General features: G+C 73.7%; 6 protein-coding genes and 1 tRNA gene. 4 read left to right on the top strand and 3 right to left on the bottom strand.

Features of this window, described 5'->3' with window-relative positions:
• Positions 1–239: 239 nt before the first annotated feature.
• Positions 240–315: transfer RNA gene (locus tag VGL20_03390), tRNA-Phe, on the bottom strand.
• A 70-nt stretch (positions 316–385) separates the two neighbouring features.
• Between VGL20_03390 and VGL20_03385 the strand changes: the two genes are divergently transcribed.
• Both VGL20_03385 and dtd read left to right on the top strand, forming a co-directional pair.
• Positions 386–1,009 carry a hypothetical protein gene (locus VGL20_03385; GenBank protein HEY2702713.1) on the top strand — a complete coding sequence of 208 codons (624 nt, stop codon included), beginning with the start codon at positions 386–388 and terminating at the stop codon, positions 1,007–1,009.
• An 88-nt stretch (positions 1,010–1,097) separates the two neighbouring features.
• Entirely contained in the window at positions 1,098–1,565 is a 468-nt protein-coding gene (dtd, locus tag VGL20_03380; protein ID HEY2702712.1) for a D-aminoacyl-tRNA deacylase, read from the top strand.
• 3 nt (positions 1,566–1,568) lie between these two features.
• On the opposite strand, the gene VGL20_03375 is transcribed toward dtd, so the two are convergent.
• Both VGL20_03375 and VGL20_03370 read right to left on the bottom strand, forming a co-directional pair.
• Entirely contained in the window at positions 1,569–2,309 is a 741-nt protein-coding gene (locus VGL20_03375; protein ID HEY2702711.1) for a hypothetical protein, read from the bottom strand.
• A 215-nt stretch (positions 2,310–2,524) separates the two neighbouring features.
• A complete protein-coding gene (locus VGL20_03370) occupies positions 2,525–3,583 on the bottom strand; it encodes a polysaccharide deacetylase family protein (GenBank protein HEY2702710.1) in 1,059 nt (352 codons plus the stop codon).
• Between the two features lie 86 nt (positions 3,584–3,669).
• Between VGL20_03370 and queF the strand changes: the two genes are divergently transcribed.
• Both queF and VGL20_03360 read left to right on the top strand, forming a co-directional pair.
• On the top strand, positions 3,670–4,128 hold the full coding sequence (queF, locus tag VGL20_03365) for a preQ(1) synthase (GenBank protein HEY2702709.1): 459 nt from the start codon (positions 3,670–3,672) through the stop codon (positions 4,126–4,128).
• A 192-nt stretch (positions 4,129–4,320) separates the two neighbouring features.
• Positions 4,321–5,239: biotin/lipoyl-binding protein (locus VGL20_03360; GenBank protein ID HEY2702708.1), on the top strand; the 919-nt coding region annotated here is incomplete at its 3' end.

The raw sequence follows: 5,239 nt of genomic DNA, 5'->3' as shown, positions 1-5,239 counted from the left end.
CGGTCGGGGCCCTGCCGGCGGGCACGTTCTTCTTCCGCTGCGACCCGCATCCCGACATGAACGGGACCTTCATCGCGGGCTGACGTTCACCCCGTGCTCGGCTCCTCGAGCTGGTCGAGGAGCCAGGCACGGACGATCGGGCTGGAGAGGCGCCACTGGCGGCAGCTTCCTTGCGGCGGCCTCCGCCTCCGCCATCGCCCGGAGCGCGGTCGTCGGCGTGGAAATCCCTTACGCCGCCATGGTGCCGAGGGTCAGGATCGAACTGACGACACCGGGTTTTTCAGACCCGTGCTCTACCAACTGAGCTACCTCGGCCCGGGCACGGAAGGGTACCCGACCCGGTGGTGAGCGTGGCGGAGCTCGAACCGCCCGTAGAATGGCATCCATGGGCCGCGTCATCCACGTCAGGGTCCGGGGCCTGGAGGCGGAGCAGCGCGAGGCCTTCCACGCGCGCTTCCAGCGGCTGGTCGGACGTCGCGAGTGGCGGGGCGACGCGCCCTGGCTGGCCGACGCGCGGTCCGGCGACCTCTTCTCGATGGAGTTCTTCCGCCACGCCCAGATCGCGGCGGAGGCGGAGGCGCGGACGCTGGGGCCGCTCTCGGCGGCGGGGTTCGTCCGGCTCCGGGGGGACGAGACCGACGCCCTCGGGCTGCTCTTCGTGCTCCGCGACGTCTCCGAGCGCTTCGGGGCCACGATCACCATCCGCGACCCCGGCAACCCCATCGCCAAGCTCCGGTCGATCGACCTCCGCGGCGGCCGGCTGCAGGACGGGGCCGCCCTGGAGGCGATCCTGGTCGCCCGGCCGATCTACAAGCGGCTGCCCGGGGCGGTGATCGAGATGTACCCGCCGCGCGCCCTCGGCTTCGCCTTCGGCACCGTCGAGGGCCGCGATCCCGAGCGGCGCGCCTGGAGCTTCCTGGTCCACGGGATGCGGGCGTCGGCGGACAGCTTCCTCGAGGCCGAGGCGGAGGCGATGCGCATCTACCGCGGGCTCCGCTTCCTGCGGTAGCAGGGGGAGGGCTGTCGGCGACGTGGGAGCCGATGGCCGGGGGGAGATCCCCCTACCATCGGGCGCGTCAGCGCCCAGAGGAGAGAAGGTGCGGGCCGTCGTCCAGCGGGTGACCGGCGCCGAGGTGCTCGTCGACGGCGAGGTGGTGGGCGCGATCGGACCGGGGTTCTGCGTGCTTCTCGGCTGCGGCCCCGATGACACCGAGGAGACCGCGGGCCACCTCGCCGGGCGGGTGGGCACGCTGCGCGTCCTCGCCGACGAGGCGGGGCGGATGAACCGCGACCTCGGCTCGACCGGCGGCGAGGTCCTGGTGGTGAGCCAGTTCACCCTCTACGCCGACACCTCGCGGGGGCACCGGCCGTCGTTCATCGGTGCGGGCCCTCCGGCCGTCGCCGAACGGCTGTGCGAGGTCTTCTGCGCGGCGCTGCGCGGGCTCGGCCTGCGGGTGGCCACCGGCCGCTTCGGCGCCCACATGCGGGTGCGCCTCGAGAACGACGGTCCCGTGACCCTGGTGCTCTCGTCGGGAGAGCCGCCCTGGCCGGCCGACGCCGGCTGAGGGTCAGGCGCTGCGGCGGGTCCTGAGGCCGGCGAGCTGCTCCTCCTCGCCCCCGCTGCCCGAGTAGCGGAGCAGCTCAGGCGGCCGCCCACCGGTGCCGGCCGGGGAGCGGAAGCGGGGCACCCGCAGGCGCAGCGCGGCGACCTCGCTGTCGCGCACCGGCCGGAGCACGCCGCTGTCGCGGAGCTCCTGGACGCGGCGGCGGAAGGTGCGCTCGCTGCTCTTCGGTCCCCCGTGCAGGGCGATGTGGAGCCGCAGCAGGTCGTCCCCGGTGAACACGTCACCGAGCAGGGCGGCGGCGCCGGCCACGTTCTTGGTGTCGGCCCGGAGCCGCTCGACCGCCTGCTTGAGGGCGGCGGACGCGACCGCGTCGAGCCGGAGGGAGCGCCCCATCGGCGCCCAGCGCCCCGGCGCGTCGGTGATCTCGCCGAAGGGCGCGGTGCCGTAGTACTGGACCACCAGCGCCCGGTTGCCCCTGCCCGGCTCGTCGCCGAGGCCCACGAGGTGGAGCGACGAGCGGTGGCCACGGCTGCCTCGCCGGCCACCGTCGAGCTCGAGCCCGGCCTCGGTGCATGCCCTCAGCGCGGCCTCGGCGCAGGTCTCGCCCCGCTCGACGTCGGCGGTGGGCACCCCGGGCCCCAGGGTGAGGACCTGCAGCGCCCGGTTCGACGGCGTGCCAGGGTCGGGGTCGAAGCCGAACACGACCGCCTGGACCGTCAATGCTGCCTGGGATGCCCTTGCCATGCGAACGCCTCCTCTGCCTGTCCGGAGCCGGCGGGCCCCGGAACCCGAGCCCCTCCCCTCCGGCTCGGACGTTCCCCCGTCGTTTGTGCTGATTATGTCGCGAACTTGGCCCGCAGCGCATCCCCCCTGCGCACATCACAGGATCGTCACATCGTGAATCCGGCCACGAACGCCCCAAACCGTACGATCCGCCCAGGGCGGGACCGGACGGACGGTCAGCGGCGGCGCATCCGCAGGCCGCCGGGCTCGGGACCGCCGGCGGGGATCGGGTCGGCGCCGGCCGGGGCGGCGGCCGCCGGGGTCCGGGGGACGGCCAGCCTCACCTTGGCGGCGAAGCTGGCCAGCGTGTCCAGCCCGGTCACCGAGAGGCGGCGCAGCTCGAAGCGCTGGGACAGGTACTGGAGCTCGCCGCCGGTGGTGCTGACGGCGTCGCGGAAGCCGGCCCGGGCGACCATCCGTTCGACGTCGAGGTTGCGGCGGCCGTAGGGGTAGGCGAAGTCGTCCACGCTGGCGCCGGTGAGCTCCTGGAGGCGCTGCCGGGACAGCTCGATCTGGGCGAGGGCGATGGCCGGGGGCAGCCGGGTGAGGTCGACGTGGCTGACGGTGTGGGCGCCGACGGTCATCCCCATCGCCGCGACCTGGCGGACCTGGACCGCGGACATGTAGTCGGGACGCCCCAGGAAGCCGCTGACCACGAAGTCGGTGGCGGTCATCCCCTGGGCGGCGAGCAGGGGCGCGACGGTGGCGGCGAAGTCGGCGTGGCCGTCGTCGAAGGTGAGCACCACCGGGTGGCTGGGCAGCTGGTCGAGGCCGTGCAGCGCCCTCACGAGCTGGGCGAGGGAGACGGTGTGGGCGCCCCCGGCGCGGAGCAGGGCGACCTGGGCGGCGAAGCTCGCCGGGGTCACCGAGAGCCGGAACCCCGCCCGGTCGGCCGGGCGCGGGTTGGTCCGCACATAGTGATAGAGGAGGATGGGCACGTCGAGGTGCGGCCCCGACGGCGGCACCCCGACCGGCGCCGCCCGGCGGCCGGCCCCCGCCGCCGGCTCCGGGGTGAGCGGCGGGAGGGTGGCGTCGGGCGCCTCCTCGTCGAGCGGCGGCGGTGCCGGCGGCGGTGCGGCGGTGCCGGGGAGCGAGGCGGCGGGCGCCGGGCTCACCACGTCGCGAAGCCCCCCGCTCAGGGCGAGGAGCGCGGCGAGGCCGAGACCTCCGACGAGGAGGGCGGCGCGCCGCCGGGGAGGACGTCGAGCGAGTCGTGACCCGCGCCGGGCCGGCATCGGCCGTGATTGTGCCGAACCGGACCGGGGTCCGTCCCGGCCGCCGCCGCCCCCGGAGGGCGTGCGACCTGCCACGCTCACGGACGATGCACCCGACCGACGACGAGCCCTACGGCACCCGGATGATCCGCGAGGCGCGGCTCGAGGCCTTCGAGAACCGCCGCCCCGACCGCGACTGCACCATCCTCTTCACCCTGCCCGAGTTCACCTGTCTGTGTCCCCGATCGGGATTTCCCGACTTCGCAACCCTCCACATCCGCTATGTCCCCGGCCCCCGCTGCGTGGAGCTGCGGTCGCTCAAGCTCTACATCAACGGCTTCCGCGACCGCGCGGTGTTCCACGAGGACGTGGTGAACGTGGTTCTCGACGACCTCGTCGGCCTGCTCGAGCCCCGCTACTGCGAGGTGGTGGGCGACTTCAACGTGCGCGGCAACATCCACACCGTGGTGCGCGCCCTCCACCGCGCCCCGGACTGGACCGGGGAGCCGCTGCCGTGGTGGCGCGCCGCCGATGCGACCGACGGATTTTCGCCACCATCCCGTTGAGTCGATGGGTCCAGGACTCTTGTCAACGTCTTACCGCTCGGTGACGGGTATCCGACCGGACCCATGGCATACTGCAGACGTCGGACCGCCGCCGCGGCGGGGCCGGCCTGGGGAAGGAACGATACGGTGAGCGCCGAGCGCACGTCAGGCTGACGGCGCGCGGGTCTGCCCGCCCGAAGGAAGGAGAGTGGGGTGAGACGACTGCGAGAGCGCCGGCTGGCCATCCCGGCCGTCATCGCGCTGCTCATCTGTCTCGTGGTGGGCATCGCGATCGCGCGCAGCGGGGCGCCGGCCATCGAGTTCCGCACCGCCAAGGCGGCGCTCGGCACGGTCACCCAGACCGTCGACATCACCGGCACGCTCCAGCCCTCGAGCGAGACCGATCTCGACTTCGGCTCCAACGGCCACGTCCAGACCATCGGCGTCCAGGCCGGGCAGACGGTCGCCGCCGGCACGGTGCTCGCCAGCCTCGACCCCACCGACGCCCAGACCCAGCTGAAGAACGCCCAGATCGCGCTGCAGTCGGCCGGGGCCAAGCTGGCCCAGGACGCGCCCGGCTCGACCAACGTCCAGCAGCAGATCGCCGTGTCCCAGGTGAACAACGCCCGCCCCCTGATCGGCGGCGCCCGCAACAACGTCATCGACACCCAGCAGCTGGGCCAGCAGACGGTGACCGGGTCGCAGATCGCGCTGCAGACCGCGCTGGCCGCGGCGCAGGGGCTGATCACCCAGGACCAGCAGGCGGTGGTCGCCCTCCAGGCGCAGCTGAACGACACCACCCGCACCGATCAGCAGGCGATCTCCGTCGCCGCCGCCTCGCTGCGCCAGACCCAGGCCCAGGTCCAGGGAACGCTCAACGTCGACCAGGCCAACCTCGCCACCGCGCAGCGCAACCTCAGCGCCCAGCACAACGTCGACCAGGCGGCGATCAACTCCGCCCAGGCGCTGGTCAATGGTCAGCAGCAGGCCGTGAACGCGGCCGAGAGCTGCGTCCCCAACCCTCCGACGACGACGTGTCCGAACGTCGACCAGGCGAAGGCTCAGCTGCAGATCGACCAGGCCGACCTCCAGCAGGCGCAGGCCAAGGCGCAGCAGAACCAGGTCCTCGGCC

The sequence above is a fragment of the Candidatus Dormiibacterota bacterium genome (assembly GCA_036495095.1).
In the GTDB taxonomy this organism is placed as follows: domain Bacteria; phylum Chloroflexota; class Dormibacteria; order Aeolococcales; family Aeolococcaceae; genus CF-96.
Note: the sequence above shows the minus strand (reverse complement) of the source record. Positions and strands in the feature narration are given on the sequence as shown.